Source organism: Nocardia sp. CDC159 (genome assembly GCF_023740735.1).
GTDB lineage: Bacteria > Actinomycetota > Actinomycetes > Mycobacteriales > Mycobacteriaceae > Nocardia > Nocardia pulmonis.
In genome coordinates this window covers 180,057-202,366 of sequence record NZ_JAMRXH010000008.1, presented here as the reverse complement: position 1 = coordinate 202,366, position 22,310 = coordinate 180,057, and the positions used below count along the sequence as shown (strand labels likewise).

Annotated in this window: 1 protein-coding gene (only partly in view); it reads left to right on the top strand. The window is 71.1% G+C overall.

Annotated features, from left to right (window positions below; genetic code table 11):
• On the top strand, positions 1-22,310 hold the 3' portion of the coding sequence (locus NDR87_RS19685; protein ID WP_251914399.1) for a toxin glutamine deamidase domain-containing protein. The gene continues 5,947 nt to the left of window position 1, outside the view; only the last 22,310 of its 28,257 coding nucleotides appear in the window; its start codon lies off the left edge, out of view; it ends in the stop codon at positions 22,308-22,310.

Here is a 22,310-nt window from a genome sequence, read left to right as displayed (position 1 = left end):
CGAGCGGCACCGACCGGATCGTCACCGAACCCGATGGGAAGCTCCGCTGGAGCAACCACCACCGAGCCTTCGAATCCCAACTCCTGACAAGGGAAACGGTCACCCGCTACGCGGAACGCTTCCTGCGGGTGCGCGACGACGGTGTGGTCGAGTTCATCGATCACGATATGACCAGGTCCGAGATCGCGTGGGTGCGCGATCAGGTGCGGGCATTGCGGCCGGCGTTCGAGGAGCTGGGGCGCGGGCAGTGGCACGACCGGATGCTGCAGCGCCTGGCGGAGATCGAGGCGCATGCCCGCCCCGACGACGCGCCGCGCGGCGACTCGTCGCAGGGCCCGCGCAGCGGTGCGCCCGCGCACGGGGACGGCTCTGTTCCGCGGTCGCCGTCGATGCGTGAGCCCGGCGAGAGCGGCCTGCCCGGTCGCCGTTCGCAACCCGGCGAGGATCGGCCCGAGGACGGCGGCGTCGAGCCTCGGCCGGTGCCCCTGGGAGCCGAACGCGGCCCCGCCCCCGAGGTTTCCGGCGCCATCCGGTCCCGGTCGATCGAGGGCATACCCGGCCCGATCAAGAACTCGATCACCGGTCTGGTCACGGGGGTGTCGTCGGACAGTCGGCCGACCCCGCATCCGACGGCCGACGAGACGGGGGCGCGACGGAGCACGGCCTCGCTGATCCTGGATTCGGTCGAGACGCGCGGGCCGAACCATCTCCAGCTGGAGGCCGCGATCGGCGCGCCGCAGCTCATCCGTGTCGAAAGTGCCGGGCACACCGTCGATTTCAAGGTGTTGTACCGGATCTTCGACAAGGGCAACATTCAGGCGCAGATCATCTACGACCATCCGGATCCGAGCCATCCCGCGTTTCAGAATGTGCGCAGGATGGTCGATGCCGCGCTGATCGATCGCTTCCCGGGCAAGTCGATCGAAACGATCGAGATCCACGAGATGGACGGCGGCGCCGAGTTCTACGATCGCGTGCTCGGTTCGGAGGAGCAGGCGCCGCCGCTGCGCGGGCAGGGGCCCGAACGTCCGGCGGATCTCGGACGTCCGCCGTGGGAGGATGGCGAAGGCCAGGGCGGCCGCAGACAGACCGCCCCGGTGCCGGCGCGGGAACGGGCGTTGGGCAGCGCAGGCTTGCGGTCGGACGCCGAATCGCCCGCGTCGCTGCGCGGTTCGTATCGGGACCCGGTATGGGACGGGACCCGCGGGGCGCCAGAGGCCGTCGGGAAGAACCCCGCCGAGGTACCGGTGGACGGAAGCGCGGACGTGCGACCCGATGCGGGTGCGCGTGACCACGAGCCCGGCCCGCGCGCCGAGGATCGGGGTGCACCGGCGGAGGCGCCGCACGAGGCGAACCGGGGCCGCTGTGGCGAGTTGTCGCTGCGCGAACTGTTGCGGCTGTTCGGCGAGGAGTCGGGTATCCGCCTGCCCGAGCGGCCGATCGGCGTCGAGGGAATGTCGCGAGCGGAGCTGGTGGCAGCGGTCGGCGGGCGCCTGCACGAGTTCGGTGGCCACGAGGCGATCGCGAATCGGTTGCGGGAGCTGGGGAACGGGTCCGCGGCGCTGGTGGTCGACATGTATCACGGCCCACGAGACCGCAACGGGGTGGGTGGTCACGCGTACCTGCTGGTGAACGAGGGCGGGCGCATCGTGGTGCGGGATCCGTCGTCCGGCGCGGAGCACACCGACCTGTCGCGGTTGCACCGGGACGTGCGCAGTACCGAGGCGGTCGTGTTCGACCGTGACGGTCGTGCGTTGGACCCCGTGGACGAGCGGACCCGGGATCGGCTGGTGCGCGAGGCCGCCGAGGAGCTGGGGCGTCCGGTATGGGAGGGCGTCGGCCGGTCGTTGGACGCGTATCCGGATCAGGTGCGGGAACTGTTGCGCAGCACCGAAACCGGTCGCCGGGCGCTCGAGGCGCTGGAGCAGATGCCGGTCCACGAACACTTCAGGTTGATGGCGAGAGACGGCCATCGCGGTGGCGAGTGGGTGGCGCATCAGCACGCCGTGACGGTATTCACCTCGGGACACGACCACTCCGCTCAGGCCGTTGCCCTGCTGCACGAGCTGGTCCACGCGCAATACTTCGTCGAGAACCGGTCGGTCAACCACCGGCCCCTATCGATGTCGCGCGAGGCGTACATCGATGCCATGGTCGCCGAGGAAACCGCATGTTTCCTGAAGCAGGCCGAGTTGGCGCGGGAACTTCGCGCGCGCGGGTTCGAGGTCGCTCGCTCCTCGACGGAAACGGCTTACGAACGGGCGTACCAGCAGGCGGTCGCAGCCCGCAGCGCGGACCCGGCGCTCACCCGGGAGCAGATCCACCAGCAGGCCCACGAGTCGGCGCTGCAGGCGGCCCGCCAGGAGACCAAGACCTTCCCGTGGCGCGACGGCAGCTCCTACGGCAAGTACTACGGCGACGCCTGGGACCGCGCGGCGGCGCACGCCGCGCAGCAGGCGCAGACCGCACCGCCACCGCATCCGGCTCAGCCCGCCCCCGCGCCCCACCCGCGGCGCTACGAGCCGACTCCCGAAGGCGCCCACCGGATGCGCGAGGCCGCACTGCACCGCGACAACGACATCGTGCAGGCGAACGATCTGAACCGCAGACTCGCGCGCGTGGCGACGGAGCTGGGGATCACGGTCGGCGATACCCCCAGCATCCGCGACCAGGTCACTCGCAGAATCACCGAATTGGACGCGGAGCTGGCGGGCGCGGCTCGGGAGCGGGCGGTCGAACTGCGCCGGGAACAGCATCGGTTGCGCGAGCTGTCGGATCTGGCGGACGAACGCGATGCCAACGACATCCGAATTCGGTGGGATCGGGTCCGGGCGATGCACGACGTCGTGGTCGGCGACGTCGTCGCTCGCATGCTGCGCGACGAGCCGGGGGCCCAGCGCATCTCCGACAACGCGGTGCTGTTGTCCGGCTCGCCGAAGCGTTTGGTGATCGTGGCGGCCCCGGGGGAGCACCACGCGGTCCTGGCCGATCCCCGAGTGGTCGCGGCTCGACAGGCCGCCGACGTCGAGTACCGCGCCGTCAAGGTGCAGCCGCACGGCGAGATCCACGTGTGGACCCCGCCGGGCCTGGCCGCACCGAGCACGCCGCCGTCGGCGACGCCGTTGCACCTCGCCGAGACGTCGACTCGCCGGCGCATGGACCTCGTGCGGGCCGAACTGGGCAACACCGAGGTGGGTCGGTGGGCCCTCGGCGTGCTGCGCGACGTGGAGATCACGCACACCGCCGATCCGGTCGAGGCGGGCTACCGGCCGTCGCGGAACCGGTTGGTGCTCGATGCCGGGATGTCCGACGAACAGCACATGGGCGAGCTGGTGCATCACGCCATCCACGCGGAGCTGGAGAAGGGCCGGCAGACCGTCGAGGGCCTGCGCGAGCTGCAGACGCTGAACCGTGAGGCGTACATCAACCGCAAGATCGGCGAGGAGACTCGCGCGCACGCGATGGAAATCCTGGCCGCCCTGCAGCTTCGGGCCGCCGGTCACGAGATCGCCGAACCGGTGGGAACGCGCGCCTATACCGAGGCGTACTACCGCGCGCGGGCGGCGCTGGTCGAGAACATGGGCCTGGCGGGTGGGCCGGTGCCGAATCGGTTGGTACCGGTGCTGGATCGACTGGCCAACCAGGCCGGACTGGTGGCATTGCGACCGGAGGTCGAACGGTACGCACCCCACGGCGAGTCGTATCGCGATTTCTACGGCAGGGCATGGGATGCCGCGCACGGGATTCGGCCGTTCCTCGAGCAGGTGCAGGCCGCGCGGCTGACCGGCGAGCGCTCGGCGCAGGTCCTCGGTGCGAACGCGAAAGTGCCCGGGGTGCGGAAGGTCGAGCTGGTCACCTTCAACGACAACGCGCAGTTCATTCGCAAGACCTTGCTCAACGAGCGCTACGCGCAGGCCGAGATGCTGTCGTCGGAGCTCGGGCGAGCGCTCGGTGTACCGCTGCCGCGTGTCGTCGTCGACGGCAACGTGGTGTACATGGAGAAGCCGGGGGGCGCACTTCCGCACGAGCTCGGTCGGGAGGGATTCGGCTCCGGCGGTATCGCTCTGCACGATGCGCTGACCGGACTTCCGGGCGGGCAGCGCGATCGGCTGGTGATCGAGTCCGGCGTGGCCTGGAGCAACCACCAGCGGGCGTTCGAAGCGCAGAACCTCACGCGGGAGACGGTCAGCCGATTCGCGCAGCGGTTCCTGCGCGTGCGCGACGATGGTGGGGTCACCTTCGTCGATCACGACATGACCAGGGCGCAGCTCGAGTGGGTGCGCGAGCGGGTGCAAGCAGTGCGGCGCGAGTTCGAGAACGCCGGCCGAGCGTCCTGGCACGATCTGGTGTTGCGCCGCCTTGCGGAGATCGAGGCCCACGCCCGCCCCGAACCCGCCCCCGGCGACGAATCGGCCAGGCGCCGAGACGATTCCGACGATCTGGAGGATCCGCCGACGCGGCCGACCCGGCGACGTGATGCGCAGGAGCGTCAACAGATCGAAACCACTTCGCGCCGAGACGATTCCGACGATCTGGAGGATCCGCCCACCCGGCCGACCCGGCGGCCCGGCGCCCAGCCGCGGCCGGACGCCGAGGAGACACCGACGCGGGCGATTCGCCGCGGTGGCGTGGCGCACGGCGACGGCTCGGTCGCGCGCGACGGGTCGGCGCCGGAGCGGCCCGGCGACGGCGAGGACGACCCCCCGACCCGGTCGCTGCGTCGCCGCGACGACGGCCGACAGCCGCCCGCGCCGCCGTTCCCGGCGCCCCCGCGCGAGCAGACTTTCGGGGATTCGGGCCTGACCGCGGCCCGGACCCACGCCGATGCGCTGGGCGAACCCGGGGAGCCGCACCGAAGCAAGGCGTGGGACGACGCTCGCGGCCTCTCCGACGGAACGGGCAGGAGAGCGCCCGAGGCGGCGGCCGATGACGGCTCCCGCACGGCGGAGCCCGGCGCTCGGCTCGAGACTCCCGTACGCGGCGGCGACGAGGCGACCCCGCCGGATGCCCGGGGGCGCTGTGGTGAGCTCGCGTTGCGTGAGCTGTTGCGGATCTTCGGCGAAGAATCCGGGATTCGCCTGCCGGAGCGGACGATCGGCGTCGAGGGCATGTCGCGCGGTGAGTTGGTCGCAGCGGCCGGCGGCCGGTTGCGGGAATTCCCCGATCACGCGGCGATCGCGGAGCGGTTGCGGCAATCGGGGGACGGATCGGCCGCGCTGGTGGTCGATATGTACCGCGGTCCGGCCGACCGGCACGGCGTCGGCGGTCACGCCTATCTACTGGTGAACGAGGGCGGCCGCATCGTCGTGCGGGATCCGGCCACCGGAGCCGAGCACGGTGATCTGTCGCGGCTGGCGCGCGATGTGCGCAGTACCGAGGCCATCCTGTTCGACCGCGAGGGTGGGGCCGTCGATCGGGTCGACGACACCACGCGGGATCGGTTGGCGCAGCAAGCCCACCGACAGCTGGGACTGCCGGTGTGGGAGGGCGTCGGTCGGTCGTTGGACGCCTATCCGGACCAGGTTCGAGAACTGGTGCGCCAGACCGAGACCGGGCGACGCATGCTCGGGGAGCTGGATCGCATGCCCATCCGCGATCGGTTCGAGTTGGTGAGCGAGGAGCGCAGTCTCAACGGGGAATTCCGCCCGCTGGACCATGTCGCCGTCGTGTTCACCGCCGGTAACAGTCATCTGCAACAGGCGATGACGATGGTGCACGAGCTGGTGCACGCCACCCGCTTCGTCGACGGTCGCACCGCCGACCCCAGGGCGATGACCAAGGATGCGTACATACGCGCCATGGTCGACGAGGAGGCAGCGTGTTTCCACCTGGAGATGCGCTTCGCGCAGGAACTGCGCGACCTCGGCTACCCCGCGCCGCGCACGCCGTTCGAAACGGCGTTCACCGAGCGCTACCGAACCGAGGCCGACCGGCTGCGCGCCGACCCCGCGCTGTCGCCGGAGGAGGTCGTTTCCCGAGCGGAGGCCGCGGCGTGGCGGGCGGCTCGCGACACTCTCGAACATACCGTCTGGCGCGACGGTACGACCTCCTACCACACCTATTACGACGAGGGGTGGGAGCGCTCGAACCGCCACGGCACCGTCGGCGACGGCTATCGGCCGACCCGACCGGAGGTGGCGCAGCAGTTGCGCGAGGGCGCGCTGCGCTGGCGACATGACATCCGGGAGTCGGAGGACTCCTACGGACGACTGCGGGAACTCACCGACGAGCTCGGTATCCAACGCGGCTTCGTCGACGCCGAGCTGCGTGACCCCGTCGCGCGCCGGCTCGCCGCGGTGGACGAGAAGCTGTCCGACCGCGCCACCGCCCCGCAGGAACTGGCACAGCTGCGGCGCGACCAGCATCGGCTGCGCGAGCTGTCGGATCTGCTGGACGAGCGGCAGAACCTCGATGCGCGTCTGGACCACCATCGCGAGACGTTGCACGCCTTGGCCGTCGGCGACGTGCTTGTCACGTTGCTGCGCGACCATCCGGGCGCCACGCGCGTCGGCGATCAGGCGGTGCTGGTCCCGGGATCGCCGGAACGGTTGATCGTCGCGGCGATGGCGGGTGAGCATCGACCGGTGCTGTCGGATCCTCGGGTGGCCGGGGAAATCGCGAGGTTGGGCGCCGATCGGGTCGAATTCCTCAGCGTCCAGGTGGATACCGGGGGCAAAGTCTTCCCGACGAGGACCACCGAGATCGGCACGCCGATCCCACGAACGCCGGAGGTGACGCCGCGCAATCTGGCCGCGGCGGCGGCCGACGAGCGGGTGGCGCTGATCCGGGCGCGGCTGGAGGCGACGACGATCGGTGGGTGGGTCGATCGGGTGCTCTCGGAGCATGACGTACGGATCGTCCACACCGCTGATCCCGGCGAGCAGGGGTACCAGCCGGTGCGCAACCGGTTGGTGCTGGACGCGGGGCTGTCCGACGGCGAATACGCGGCCGCGCTGGTGCACCACGTGATCCATGTGGAGGTCGCGCGCGGGCTCGAGACGCCGGGCGGGACGCAGGATCGGATAGCCATGGCGCGGGCGGACTACATCGACCTGATGGTCGGTGAGGAGACGCGCGCGCACGCGAGGGAAATCCGCGCCGTGGACGAACTCCGCCGGGTCGGGTTCGAAGTCCCGGATCTATTGGGCGAGCGGGTTTTCAAGAGTGCCCTCGACGCCGCGGTCGAGGCAGCGAAACGCCGGGGTGCTCCCGAATCCGACTGGGACGACATCGGTTTCGCGGCGGGGATGGCGGCGTTGCGACCGCTGATCGAAGAGCACACCCCGCACGGCCGGACGTACGCGGAAATCTACGGCGCCGCCTGGGACAAGACCCACGCCATCCAGACCTTCGCGGAAAGGGTGCAGGTCGCGCAGCGGGCCAGCGTGCGGTCCGTGGAGATCCTCGACGGCCCGGGGCGTGACGTGCCCACCGGCGTAGAGCAACTCCTCGCGATCGGCTACTCCAACGACACCGGCCTGATCGGCGTCACCCTGCGCGAGAGCCGTCTCGTCGACGCCGCGGTGCTGTCCTCCCTGGTGGGCCGCGTGTTCGGACGTGACATCTCGGAGACCTTCGCCGACGCGAACGTCGTGTTCCTGGAGCGGCTGGCCCCGGCCGCGATCCGCGAGTTGCACGAGGACGACTGGACGGCGCGCAGCATAGGTCTGCACGATGTGCTGGTCGGTGCGCCCGCGCGGCAGTCCGAGCGCTGGGTGTTCGATTCGGACGGCCGGATCATCGGCAGCCTCGGCCACCGCGCGTTCGACTCCGGGCGACTCACCCGAGAGACGGTGAGCGAGTTCGCCGAACGCTTCGCGCGCGTGCGCGAGGACGGTGGCGTCGAGTTCGTCGACCACGATCTGAGCCGTTCCCAGCTGGGTGAACTGCGGGCGCGGTTGCAAGCCCTGCGACCGGAGTTCGAGGCCCGGGGCCGTGCGCAGTGGCACGACCTGGTGATGGAGCGTCTGGGTGGGCTCGAGGCCCAAGCGCGCCCCGAGCCCGACAGCTACGATCCGGGTCCGGGGCGAATCGGGCGGTCGCTGGATCCGGTTTCCGATCAGCTGCGTGATCTGTTGTCGCAGACCGAGACCGGCAGCGAGATGCTGCGGGTGCTCGACGGCGGTCTGATGCGCGAAAGCCTGGAGTCGGGATCACCCGGCCTGCACGGGGAGTTCAGCGCGGCCGACCTGACCGCCACCGTCTACACCTCCGGTCGGGACCATCTGGCGCTGGCGCTGGCGCTCGCGCACGAGGCCGTTCACGGTGAGTACTTCCTGGAGGGCCGAACGGCCCTGGTGGACGACCGGATCATGACGATGGCTCGCGACGAGTTCATCAGCGCCATGATCGACGAGGAGGTCGACTGCTTCGTTCGCGAGGCGAAGCTCGCTCGCGAGCTGAAGGCGCTCGGCTACGACGCCAGGACCGTGCCGGCCGATGTGGAGCGGGCCTACAGCGCACGGTACGAGCGCGCCCTGGAGTATCTGAGCGAGGACCCGGCGTTGCGCCCGGCGCAGGTGCGCAGGCAGGCCGAGGCGGAGGCGGAGCGCGCCGTTCGCGACATCGTCGAACTGTATCCGGATCTGGAGGGAAAGACCTACGTCCAGCGCGCCGGCGAGATCTGGGACGACGCGCACGCCGACCCGGAAGCCGATTCCGGATCGGCGCTGCGGCCCGAGGATCCGCACGTCGCCGAGCGGCTGCGGGTGGAGGCATTGCACCGGCACGCCGAGAGCCTGCGATTGCGCGCCCTCGCCGAGGAGATCGACGCCCGAGCCGAGCGCCACGACATCGACTCCGCCCAGGACCACCTGACGCTCCGGCAGGAGGTGGCACAGCGGATCGCCGAGCTGGACGCCGAGCTGTCCGATCCGGCGACCGCACCGGAGCGCCGCGCCGAACTGCGGCGCACGCAGCACGAGTTGCGCGAGCTGGCCGACCAGCGGGTGGATTTCGAAAACCGCAGGGCGAGGCTGTATTTCGCCAACGACGCGGTGAACAGCATTGCCGTCCGCGAAGTCCTCGAGGCGCTGCTGCGCGACCACCCCGACGCGGAGCTGGTGGACGATCGCGCGGTGCTCGTCCCCGGCCCGCCGGAGCGGTTGATCATCCCGGCCGCCCGCGGTGACCACCACGAGCTGCTGCGGCGCGTGGAGATCGCCGACGAGGTGGACTACCTCGGCCCGGACCATGTCGAGTATGTCGACGTCACCGTGGACGGCATCGGCCGAATCGACCGCGAAACCGTGGCCGAGCCGGCCGAGCCGCTCCCGCGGCAGCAGGGCGCCTTCCCGATCGACCTGGCGGCATCGGCCGCGGCTCAGCGCCTGCGAGGTATCACCGAGGCCCTGGCGCGGACCCCCGTGGGCGAGTGGGCCACGGGCGTCTTGCGCGGCGTGGACATCGTCCCCACCGCCAACCCGCACGAGCAGGGCTATCAGCCGTACCGGAACCGGTTGGTGCTCGATGTCGGGATGTCCGATGCCGAGCACATGGCCGCCCTCGTGCACCACGCCATCCATGTGGAAGTGGCGCGGGCACGGGAGGCGAGCGGCAGCGCCCGGGAGCTGACCACGCTGGATCGCGATACCTACGTCTCGCGGATGCTGGACGAGGAGACCCGGGCACACGCGCTGGAAATCGTCGCGGCGCTGCAACTTCGGGCTGCCGGGCACGACGTTCCCGAGCCGGTGGGCACCCGTGCCTATACGGAGACCTTCTACGAGGCGCGGGCCGAGGCCAGGCGCAACGCCGGGCTCGCCGACGAGCCGATACCGGACGCCCTCGCGCCGGTGCTGGATCGTATCGCCAACGACGCGGCGATGACCGCGTTGCGGAGTGAGATCGAAGATCATGCGCCGCAAGGGATTTCGCACGAAGAGTTCTATCGCCGCGCATGGGAGGCCGCCAACGCGGCGGAGCCCGAGGAGGGCACGCGGCAGCGCCCCGACCCCGGCGACGGTTCACGCCCCGACGACGCGCGCTCGGCCAAGCTGCGGGCCCCGGACCCGGTGTGGGAAGCGTTGCGGGAGGCCGAGGCCGCCGCCCTGCTCGACGCGGTGAACCGGGGTCGCTGTGGTGAGCTGTCGCTGCGGGAGTTGCTCCGGATGTTCGGCGACGGGTCGGGAATCCGGTTGCCGGATCGGGAGATCGGCTTCGACGGGATGAGCCGTGCGGAGCTGGTCGCCGCCGCGGGCGGGCGGTTGCGTGAGTTCGACGATCACGAGGCGATCGCGGCGCGGCTGCGAGGTCTGGGGGAGGGGTCCGCGGCCCTGGTGGTCGACATGTACCGGGGGCCGACCGATCGCTACGGCGTGGGTGGGCACGCCTACCTGCTGGTGAACGAGGACGGCCGGATCGTCGTGCGCGATCTCGCCGCGGGGGAGGCCCACGCGGACCTGTCGCGACTGTCGCGGGATGTGCGCAGCACCGAGGCGATCGTGTTCGATCGAGACGGTCGGGCGGTCGACCGAGTGGACGATCCGACCCGCGACCGTCTGGCTCAGGAGGCGCGCGCGGCCCGGGAGAGCGCTCCGGCGGAAGCGGGGATCGGCCAGGCCCGCCGGCCCGACGACCAGAGCCCGGAACAGCGCGCCGCCAGGCGCCCGCTGGACGAGGTGCGCAGATTCCTGACCGATCACGCCGCCGCGCATCGTGACGATTCCGCGCGGCAGCGCAGCGACGCCGACCGTGAGTACGCCGGTCGCCTGATCGCCGCCCTGCGGCTGGACGATGCGCTCGCCAACCATCCCGATCCGCTGGCCGCCTTGCGGGAACTCGCCGAGATCGCCCGCGCCCGCGGCTTCTTCGGCGACGGCGCCGACGAGCAACCGCGCCCGATGCGGTATCCGGACGACCTGGGGCCGCTGCGGCCCGACGAATCGGACGGCACCGAGTTCCACCGTTTCGGAGCCGACCGGAGCTCGGCCGGTGGTGGGCCTCGCCCCGACCAACCCGCGGTCCGGTCCGAACAGCAACCCGCGCCACCGCCTCGTCCGGTGGCCGAGGAACAGGTGCGCGAACGGCTGCTGCGTCGGCTCGGCCTGCGCGCCGACGATCTGACCGGTGACGATCGCACTCGTATCCTGCAGGAGCTGCGGTATCGAAACGCGTTGCGCGCCGGCGCCGCCGAGGCGCTGGCCGGCCTTCTCGAGCGGCCCCACGGGGTGACCGATCCGCTGCAACGGGGCCGGATCGAGACCGCCCGCGACGGCTGGGCGCGGCTGATCGGCATGGACCCGGCCGATCTCGCCACCCCGGAGGCGGCGGCGCGTGCTCTCGCCGAACGGCGTGCCGACATCCTTCGTGAGGCCACGGATTTGGCCGACCTCGCCGCGATGACGGCCGAGAACCGGGAGCTGGGGCCGCCCGGCACCCATCGACTCGTCCTCGAGGTCGGTCGGGACCTGGTGCGGTTGCGGGCCGAGCCCGACGGCGAGGGTGGCTGGCGCGTCACGGAGGAGGCTCCGCCGGCGCGTCCGGACGAGACACCGGAGGATCCGGACGAGACCGAGCCCAAGAAGTCGTGGCTGCGCCGGAAGTGGGAGCAGTTCGTCAAACCACCCGCGCAGGAAACCCCGCCCGCACCGTCGGGGTCGATGTCGGCCCTGCCGCAACCACACGCCGATCAGAGTCCCGCTCCCGGTGCGTCGGCCCAGCCGCACGCTCCGCAGCCGCATGCCCCGCATCCGCTCGCGCCCGGTGTCGGCTTCGACCTCGTCGACGGGCTCGGCACCGCCGGCGAGGTGGTGCGCAAGCTGCCGATCGGTCTCGTCGTCGAGGTGCTCACGTTCTGGCAGAACCGAGAGCAACTCGCCAACTTCCTGCTGCGCCGACAGCAGGAGAACGAACTGCCGCCGCCGCGTCGACCCGACGGCAGCGAATACGAGTACTGGAACGAGCAGGCCGACCCGAGACTGCTCGAACAGGTCGGACTGACCGAGGAGCACCGCGCCCGGCTCAACCGTCGCGACGACGAATCACCGGCACCGCTGCGCCCGGACGAGCGTCCCGAGTTGCCCGAGCCGGCGGCGCGCCCCGAGGGCGGCGAGCGGTACCGGCCGGACGACGCCGAGCGCGACGTGCTGATGGACTGGCTGAACGAGGTCGACGCGCTACAGGACCAGCGGGTGGAGCTGGGCGAGGCGATCACCGCGCTGGCCCGCGCCTACAACCTCGAGCTGCCGGACCTGACCCCCGGATCGGTCCAGCGCGCGATCGAGCACCTGGAGTACCAGATCGCGCGGCGGGCCGCCGCCGTCGAAGGTCTGCTCGGTGCGACCCGGTGGTACAACGCCGCGGACGCGCTCATTCCCTACAGCCGGGAGATCGACTCGGGGCAGAACGACCCGATGGGCCGGCTGCTGCAGGAACTGGTGCGCGCGGAGGGCGGCGACGCCGCGCTGCTCACCTGGGCCGGCATCAAGAACAAGACCGCCTCACCGCCGCCGCACTGGAGCAGGCTGTTCGACGACGAGGGTCGGCTCAACCAATCCGAGTTGCGCGTCTTCTTCGAGGAGGCGTTGCGCCGGGAACAGATTCGCGAGCAGCGTGCCACCTGGGAAGATTTGATCCCGGACGATATTTCGCGGGATCCCGCCCGCCTGGTCGAGACCATCGAGGGTCTGCGCGAGGGCACCGAGACCCGAATGCAGGCGCTGGCACGGCTGCGGGAGCTGGCCGAGGATTTCCGGACGGTCGACGACCGCTACCGCGAAACCGGTGAGTCGCTGATCGATCTGGCCGCCACCGAATGGCTCCAGCGCGGTCTGGGCGGTCGCAGGCTCGAACCGGGCGTCTGGCGCGTGGACGGCGACCCGAATCGGCTGGTCGTCCTCGACTCGGGGTTGAACCACGACGAGGTACTGGCCCGGGCGCTGGCGAACCATCCCGAACAGGCCGCCGCGCTCAATCGCGGCGACCTCGTGGTCGACTACCGCATCGGCTGGGTGGATCCGGACGGCTCGGTCCGGATCGGCCGACTCGAGGCGCCGCAGGCACGGTTCTTCGACGGCGAGCTCGACGGCCGCCCGATCCGGGTGACCCTCGTGCGCGAGGGTGACGGCCCGTGGCGCCCGGTGCAGCAGACCGCCGACGACCCCGCGGCCTCCGTGCCGCCGGACGGTCCGGACGCGGCGCGACCGGCGCCGGACCAGTCGCGGCCCCGCGACCAACTCGAAAGCCGGGTGCGGGAGCTGGCCGAGAAGCTCGGTCTCGATGCGAACGATCTGCTGGCGCGGTCGGGATCCGGTCTGGTCGACGACGAACGCCTGCGAAATGCGGTGCGCGCGGCGCAGATCGAGGCGTTGGTCGACTACGTGCGCAGTGCCGGGGCCATCGAGGACTTCAACGGGATCGCGCTGGCGCGCGGTGCGCTCGCCCGTCGGCTGGACATCCCGGCCCAGGACTTGACCGCCGAGCACCTGGCGCGCGTGCTGTCGGATCCCGAGCTGGGCAGGACGAACCGGAATCGGATCGTCTCGGCGCTCACCGATTACGCCGCTCGGTTGCGCACGCTCGACTCGGAAGCGATCGATGCCGCGCGCGACCGGTTGGCGCGGCGGTTGGGCGTGGAGCCCGAGGAGCTGTATCCGCGGAAGTTCGACGACGATCTGCGCAAACGCGCGGCCGACTCCGACGGGATCGACCCGAAGAAACTGGCGAAGGCCATCGCGAAGATGGCGAATCGCTCGGGGGAATCCGACGGCGGCGCCGTGCCACAGGCCGAGCGGCTGCGCGAACACCTGGAGGAATTCGCCCGGCCGCTTCTGGAGATGGACCCCAGCGGCCGGGTCTGGGACGGGGAGTTGCGGGCGGATCCCCGTCTGGTCGGCGATGGGTCGCCGTTGCGCAGCGAGACCGCCTTCACCGATCTGCGAGCCCTGTTCACGGAGCTGGCCGGACCCCTGGACCCGACGCCGGGGCATATCGCCGAGCGGCTGGTCGACCCCGCCCTCACCCGCGATCAGCGGAACCGGCTCGTCGACGCGCTCGTCGGCTGCCTGCACGAATTGCGGTACGCCGATCGCGGCGCGGTGCTCATCGCTCGTAACAAGCTGGCCGACAAGCTGGGACTGAAGCCGCGTGACCTGTACGGCGCACGGTACGACGACGAGTATCGCCGCCGACCGGATCCGACCGCCGTCAACACGAGGCGGCTGAAGAAGGCGCTGTACAAGCTTGTGCGGCGCGGGGAGGTCGACGGTCTGATCGAACCGCTGACCGAGTTCGCCCGAGCCATCGTGGACGCAGAGCCGTCGGGCCGCCCGCCCGAGGGCGCCGTGCGCCAGGCGGCGCGTGCCGAACATCCGATCCGCGACGACTCGGCCGTCGCCCATCTGCGTGAGGTCATCGGCGATCTGGTGGAATTCGCCGGCCGGCTGGACGGCCGCGTGGGGCTACCCGCCGAGCACGGGGTCAACCGGGACTGGGCACGCATCATCGGCGTGGACGCGGGTGGTGCCGAACTGGCCGCCTATCGGGCCCGCTACGACGAGTTCCGCGAGGGCACCAGTGCGGAGTTCCGCGACCTCAGCGCCGAGGAACGCGCGGCGGTCGACGCCGAGATGCGCGAGAAACTGCAGGAACTCGTCGACGAGTACATCCGCGTGTACGACGCCTTCCGCGACGGCGTGATCGAGGATCACGAGCGGCTGTCGGCGGAGGAACTGGCCGAGGTGCACGCCGAGCTGCGGGCGGAGGTGCGCGAGCGGGCCGCCGACCTGAAGGTGCTGGCGGAACTGGTCGAGGAACATCGCCGGGTGGTGGCGCAGGACGCCCGGGCCGAACTGGTGGCCGCCGCGCGGGCGCGGGAAGCGGCCGCGCAGCGGTTGCGGGACGCGATGGATGCCGTGGAGCGGCTCGAGCGCGAGGCCCAACTGCGTGGCGACCGTCCGTCGCGGGAATCGTTGCCGGAGCGGGCGAAGACCGATCCGAATCCCGAGCGGCTGGCGGAGCTGGAACGTCTGCTCACCCGGCTGCGCGAGCAGACCATGCCGGTAGGTGAGGCGGCCGACCAGCGGCACCGGGCCTTCGACGAACTGGATGCGGCGATCGGGGAGCTCCGCTCCGCGCAGGATGCCCTGGACCACGCCGACGCGCGGATCAGGGCCGCGATCGAACACGACGCCCTGGTGTCGGCCGGGGCACGCGTGTTGGTCGGGGAGCACCGGGTCGGGATCATCGAGGCAGCGCCGCGCCGGGTGGCGGTGGCGGTGTGGGGTGATGCTAATCCCCGGGAGACGCTGCGGCGAGCGCTCGCCCTGGATCCGGGACTTGCCGACATCGTGGGCCGTGATCGGGTCACCGGCGAGCCGAATTGGGACAACGTCGTCGTGCTGCGGATCGGTGTGGACGAGAACGACAACGTCGTGGTGCGCCGCGAAGACCCGCCGGAGCCGCCGCGGGCATCGGCGCCTCGTCCTCAGCCCGAGGACCCGGGCTCGGGCGGTGCCGGCCGGCGCGTACCCGACTCCGACGAATCCGATTCCGGCACTGCCGCATCCGGCTCCGGCCGCCGGGACGAGCGGACCGGGGACGAGGCCGACGAGCCGTCGGCCGACGCCTCCGGCGCGGGCGGCGGGCCGCGCAAACCGCCGTCCGCACCACCCGGTGACAGGGGCGCGTCCGACCCGTCGAACGAGTCGCGCGACGGCAGCCCGGCCCCCGACGAGCAGTCCCAGGTGCACCAGCTGCTCGAGGATCTCAACCAGCGGCGTCAGGACGCGTTGCGGGAGCGAGACGCGTTGCTGCGCAGGCGCAATGGCCTGGCCGACGAGCTGGGGATCGGGTTGGACGACGGCGGGGCGGCATTGCGTCCCGACCGGCTGGGCGAGACGCTGCAGCAGGTGCGCGAGCGGACCGGGGTGCAGGACGTCGACCAACTCGAGCACGTTGTCGAGCTGATCCGCGTCGTGAAGCGGCTGGAGATCGCCGAGGAACACCTCGAGTGGTTGGAAGCGGAGAGCGTCGCACTGCGGCAGGACGAGTCGCCGCAGGCCGAGTACGAGCGGTTGGTCGAGCGCTGGCACGAGCTGACCCGCGAGCGCGAGTTCCTGCGCGCCAAACGCGACGAGCGCGCCGAATTGCGGGATGTGGCAGGGCTTTCCGGAGAGGCATTCGAGCGCAGGGTGCTCGAGCTGTTCCAGCGGACCCAGTCCCGCACGATCCGCATCCCGGGCTCGCTCGACATCCCGGAGCGGGTGGTGCAGCAGCGCATGGATCCCGCCGAGGTCGCGCTGCGGCGCAGGGGAATTCGCAAACTGGTCGAAGCGGTGGAGGAGTTCGACCGGGTCGATCAGGCGGTCCGAGACATCGAGGCGCGGCTGGTGGAACTCGAACAGGCCGGTGTGGGCGAGGGGCGTCCGCACTCGCCGCAGGTGGTCCGCGAGATCCAGCGTCTGGGTGCCGAGCGAGCCGAACTGTTCCGCAGCCCGTACAACAAGGCGCGCCGGTCGATGGTGGAGGACCTGGTCGAACGGCTGAAGGAACAGGGTGTGCCCGCGCGACTGGTCGAATTGGGCCCCGACGCCGAGGCGCTGAACCGCGCCGTGGACCGGTATCGCCAGGCCGCCGAGGGGCTGGACGGCGGCACGCGCGATCGGGCGCTGCGCTGGATCGATGCCCTGTACGACGCCGCCCAGGACGTGAACCGGGTCGACAACGCGATGGGCCGCCTCGACGACGAGGCCGGGCGGGTCGTCGGCAAGTGGGCGGACCACCTCGTGGCGGAGGGTGCCGTACTGATCAGCGACCGGGTCGGTTTCGTGGACGGCGAGCCGCCACGGATCATCGTGGTCGGACCGCGGGGCGACTACGATCACCCCTCCGCCGCTCACGATCGGGCGCTGGCCGAGGCGATAGCCACCAATGCCCGTGTGGCACACGCGATGACGCAACGACCGCAGATCGAATACCGGCAGCTGATCGGCGGCCTGTGGCAGACCGAGGTGGCCCCGCTGCCCGCACCGCGGGTCGAAACCCTGGCCTCGGACTGGTTCCGCGGTCGGCCGGGTATCCATCTGGTTCGCTGGCGCGACGGCGACGGTCGATGGCACGAGGTTGATCCGTCGCGGCCCTCCTGGCGCACCAACGACGACGCGAATACGCCCGATCCTTGGGAGGAGGGCAATCCCGACTGGTGGGGCGGCCTCGGCCACTACATCAACACGCTGGCGCTGCCCTTCGAGGACATTCCGCCCGGAATGATCCCCAAGGATCTGCTTCCGTTCAACGCCCTCGGCGTGGAGGGAAAGTTCTTCCAGGGCGATATCCCGGCCGAGGACATCTACACGATGCACCTCGGCAGCGAATTCAACGCCGTGCAGCGCAATCTGCGCACGCTGATGATGGCGTTGCAACATCCGCGCGTAGAGGCGTGGATCCAGCGGCACCCGGCCATCGGCGATTACTTGGACGCCCGGCCCTGGCTGAAGAAGTTGCCACCGTTCGCCACCATGTGGTCGGGCGTGGAATGGCATCAGCAGCGGCAGTACGACGTGCAGCCGATGTTCCCGCGGCGAGACAGCGGCGAGCACACCCTGGATCCGATGCGCGCCGACCTGCCCGAGTCGATGCGGCGTGACATCGACCGCGCCAACGCCGAGTTGGAGCGGTTCCGGTGGAATCAGCAGGTGCGCGCGGCCCACGAGGTGGTGGGGCTGATCCGACACGAACTGGTGGACACCCTGTCCCGCATTGACCCGACCCGCGCGGATCTGCCCGAGCAGCTCGATCGGGTCGACCGCTATGTCGAAGCCGTCGTGCGGAAGCTGGCCGACGCCTTCGTCACCGACGATCCCGGGGCGGTTCGCGATCTCGTCGTCGATGTGCAGCAGCGGTTGCTGGAGCTGCAGAGCGAAGGACGCGTCAGCGAAGCCGATATCGACCGGATCGTCGCGGACCTGACGCCGCACATGCGCAACGACTACATCGGAGGCGATCCGGTCGCCGACCAGTGGCGGCTGCTGTCGTGGACGGACCGGCAGTACGAACAGCTCCGGGCCGATCCACACCTGGCCGACAAGATCGTCGCCGGACTCGAGCAGCACCGCCGCAATCAGCAGCTGCTGGCCGCGCGCGAGCTCGTGGCCCGAATTCGGACCGATCTCATCGATGCGGTGCCGACCGAACTGTCCCGCGCCGACGCCGCGCAGCGGCTCGCGCAGTACATCGAAACGTTCATCGACAAGGCGTCCGACAAGAATCTGCGCAAGGTGGCCGACGCCTTCGACTCCGACGATCGTGCCCGTGTCCTCGACGCCGTCGTCCAGATCCGGGAACGGCTGCTGCAGATACAGGACTACGGACGGATCACCGAGGAGACGGTCAACCGCGTCGCCGACGAGGTGATCCAGCGGATCGAGGACGGCCTGGCGCCGCCGTTGCGCGACGACTACATGACCGACGCGGACGAGCTGCCGCCGCCGACGTTCACCCGAGAGCAGATTCAGCAGATCCTCGATCACCTGCTGGTCGACAAGCATCTCGTGCGTGACCACACCGACCCGTCCGGGCGATTCGTGTGGCGGCGGATGGACCAGGTGGTCGATGTGGCCGAGGCACTGCGGCGGCTGCTGAACGTCGAGCCGCTGCCGGAGAAGGTCGTGCCGCGGCTGCGCCACCCGCTGCAGCAGGACATCGTGCTGTTGCACGACGCGCTCGCCGAGTCCGAGTACGAGCGCGATCCGGCCAACCAGGGCGCGGGTAAGACGTGGTACGACGCGAATGCGCACGCGGTCGGCGCCGGCTATCACTGGGATGCCGACCGGCCGCCGCTCACCGGTTGGCGACGGGACCTGGAGTACAACTCGTACCTCGCCGAACTGCTCGAACTCCCGCGGGCGCAGGAGCGTGCGGAGCGGGCGGCGGGCGCGTTGGACGCGGCCGCGCGGGCGCTGCAGGTCGATCCGCGCGATGCCCTGGCCGCCTACGAGACCGCCGACCGTGCCCAGTGGCGGGAGAGCTTGCGGGCACAGCATCCGGACGCGGTCGGCCGCGAGCGGATCGAGGCGCTCGGGCGCGCCCTACGCGAACGGGTGGAGGCGGACCAGCACCTCGCCCGGGTCGAACAGGAGCTGCAGCGGTCGCGGCTGCGGAGCGGTCGCGACGAGATGGCGGATTTCCTGCCGCGCGACCGGCAGCACAGCGAGCTGCTGGCCGCCCAGGAGCGCCTGCGACAGGCGGCCGCCGCGCTCGACCGGGCCGCGGATACCGCGCACATCGATCCGCTGGCGGTTCTGATCGGCCACGAGTACAGCGGTGATCGCTGGTTCGAGACGCAGCGAGCCCAGCAGCCCGACGCCGCCGGCCGTGACCGGGTGGACGCCCTGGAGCGCGCGGTTCGCGAGTACGCCGACGCGGCCGACGATCTTCTCCGGCTCGAGCGAGCGCAGGAACCGAGCCGCGAAATCGCACCGCCCGGATCGCGGCGGGAAACGGCGTCCGAGCCCGCCGGTGAGATCGAGACCGGCGAGGGACGACGGGCGACGGAGGCGGAGAACCCGACCCGTGACGAGTCCGCGGGTCGGGATTCGGATGCGCGGGCGCGACGCGAGGTCGACCGGCTGCGGGCGGAGCTGGCCCAGGCGCAGGCGCGTCTGGACCGCGCCACGTCCGAACTCGACCAGGCGGCTCGGTTCTACCCGACCGAACCGCGGGCCGAGCTGACCAGTGAGGACCAGGTGACGTCGTGGTTGGACGAGCTGTTGGCGCGAACCCGTGAGGTGCCCGCGCCGGGTATGCCTGATATCTGGCAGGAGCGCGGGCACGCGCTGGAGGCGGCGGCGCGGGAGTACTTGCGCGCCGAGGCGGCGGTGGCACGGCTGCGCGAGGAGCTGGCGCGCGCCGAGCAGTTCGTTCCCGAGGTCGTCGAGAGCGAGTTCGGGACCACCTATGTGCACCGATACGGCGGTGACGATCGGCACGGCGTGCAGGCGTGGGTGGACGGCGACGGTGTACTGCACGCCGAGATTCGCCGGGGGCCCCATACTCCGAACGGCGCCACGATGTTCCGCGCGATGATGGCGGCAATCGGTCATCGGATTCGGTCGATCGAGGGGTCCTGGCATGCCGGCCCGCTGTTGGCGAGCAATCTGGACAGCTTCAATGCCGGTGTGCGGGATCGGTCGTTGACGCCGGAGCAGGCGGCGCGCGAGACGTTCACCGGCAAGATGGCGGCCGAGTTCGGTTTCACCGAGGTGACGGTGGCAGATCTCGTGGGGTCGCCGGGTGAGTACACCGAGGTGACCGTTCGATTCGGTCGTCCCGGCACGGATCCGGTCGAGAATCTGCCCGACCGCCCCGGCGAGCCCGAACAGGAGCGATCTCGGCCGGGGGCAGGGACGGAACCCGGTGCGTCACAACCCGTCTCCGGTCGCGCGCCGGATGGCCTCGGCGAGTCGGAACGGCATTCGGGGGAGGCGCCGCCGGCCCGGCCGTCCGGCGCCGACGCGCTCGTCGTGGCGCGCAGCGCAGAGATCGAGCGGGCTCGCGAGGAGGTCGAGCAGCGACGGGAGCGGCTGGAACTCGATCTGGCTCGGGCGCAGGCGCGATCGGATCAGGCCGAGGCCGCTCTCGACGAGGCCGCCACATACTTCCAGGCCGACCCACGCTCTCGGTTGACCCACGCGGATCAGGTCGGCCCGTGGATCGACGATCTGTTGTCCAGGAACCGTGACGCCGCGGATCGGCCCGACGAATGGTACGAACACGGCGCCGTTCTGGAGGCGGCGGCGCGCGAGTTCCTGAGTGCCGAGGCGGCGGTGGCCCGCATCGAAGAGCAACTGGCACAGGCGGAGTCGCGGGCCGAGGAGCTCGCCCACCGGTCCGGCTCCACCGGCGCGGAGGCGATGCGGCGTCGGGACGGCAACGAGGAGCAGGGCGACGGCGCGTCCTGGAATACCGCTGTGCGTTGGCGGAACGAAGACGCGCAGAGCACCGAGCCGATGGTCGCCGATCGCGCGGACGAAACGGACCCCGGTCCCGACGCCGACGCTCCGGACCGCGACGGTTCCGACCCCGCCGGCCCTGCCGAGGGCCGCAACCGAGGCGACCAGGGGCCGCTGCCGGTGTATCCGCTGTCCCGGATTCCGCATCCGCCGCACTTCTTCGAGCTCGAACTGCCGGAGGTCGAGCTCGAAGAACTGGAACTCGAGGCCCCGGAGCTACAACTGCCTCCCCCGCCCCAGGAACCGGTAGCCCCACCGCCGCCGCCGGTGGCACCCTCCGCGTCGGGCTCGACGCCCACGACCGGATCGGCACAGCGGTCGGTATCGACACCGTCGGGAACCCACGTACCGACTTCCGCGCCGGCGAAATCGTCGCTCTCGCCGCACCTGTCGGCGCCCGCGGACTCCGCGCGGTCGCCGATTCCGCCGCACGTGGCCGGCGCCCCTCGGCTGTCGAGTACGCCGCAGCCGCCGGGTGGTTCCCAGGCGCCGGGTATGCCGCACGCACCCGGCGGTTCCCAGGTGCCCGGGCACCCTCGGCCGACCGACCCTGCGCAAGGGCCGGAAGGAGGGCGAATGCCGGTGGCTTCGCGGCTCCCCGATGATTCACAGCGCGCGGGTGGTCCGCCGTCACCCGATGGTTGGTGGTTGCCAACCGATTCGCGGTTGCCGGGCGGCCCGCAGGCACCCGGTGCTGGGCAGTCCCCGGGGCAGGTCGGTTCGCCCGTGCTGCCGTACCCGCCGGGCCCGCCGGCGCCCTGGCCGTCGAACGGACCGGTGCCGCCGCCTGTTTCGCCACCGTGGGCGCCCGGCGGATGGGCGGCGCCCGGCGATTCGTGGCAGGGGCCGCCCGCCGGCCAGGTACCCCCGGTGATACCGCCTCCGGTGCTGCCGCCGCAGGGCGGCCACGGGAAGGCGACCGGTTCCGGCGGCGTGGGTGGCCGACGGCCCGAACCCGAGACAGGGTGGGGTGTCGATCGATTCGTCGTGCAACCCTTCGACGGAGCGGGCGGACCCGCGATGTTCGACGCCAACACGGGTGCGCTGCAGGGTTTGTTGGCCGCGATCGGACCGGTGACGGGGCTCTACGGGCGGCTCGGTGACGTACCGGTGGTGTTCTACCGGCGCAACGGCCGTCTGGAACTGTGGGCCGGCGGTCGGGCGATCACCCTCGACGATCCCGCCGTCGATGTCTACTGGGGCCGCTCCGATGCGGTCCAAACCTGGTTCCAGGTGGGGGTGGGCGGCATGTGCCTGTTCGATGCCCGCTATCCCTGGCCGGGCGCGGACTTCGACTTCGGACGGATGATCCATCAGACCCTGTCCGACCCCCAGCGACGGGCCGACATCTTCCGGAGGTGA